At 59.7% G+C, this 412-nt stretch carries 1 pseudogene; it reads right to left on the bottom strand.

Annotated features, from left to right (window positions below):
* A pseudogene (locus LIY45_RS30610) lies at positions 1-412 on the bottom strand (type IV secretion protein Rhs); the annotation flags it as partial.

The raw sequence follows: 412 nt of genomic DNA, 5'->3' as shown, positions 1-412 counted from the left end.
GCGGGCGGCGTTGCGGTAGTGCAGGGCTTTCTGGCTGAGGCGGCCGCAGCGGTCGTAGCGGGTGCGGGTCAGCAGACGGCCCTGGGTGCGCAGGACTTCGTCGTGCAGTTGATCGCGTTCGAAGTCGCAGATCACTCGGCCATTCAGGTTGAGTTGGTGTAGGTGGCCGCTGCCGTAGTACAGATGGTTCAGTTGACGCTGATCGGGCAGGGTTAGCGTTTCAAGGTAGCCGAGGGCGTCGTAAGCGTATTTCAGTTCACCGGTATCACTGGTCTCGCTGAGCACTTGACCGAGCGAGTCGTAACTAAAGTCCAACTGCTGCCGTTCGCCGTTGCGATGGGTGAAGCTGATCGCCAATAGGTTGTCGGCGCTGTCATAGCGGTAATCGGTAACCCCGTCGTCGGTGGTTTTA

The organism is Pseudomonas sp. MWU16-30323 (assembly GCF_020515595.1).
Lineage (GTDB): Bacteria > Pseudomonadota > Gammaproteobacteria > Pseudomonadales > Pseudomonadaceae > Aquipseudomonas > Aquipseudomonas yamanorum.
The sequence above is the reverse complement of the archived record's forward strand: the minus strand, read 5'-3'. Positions and strand labels throughout refer to the sequence as shown.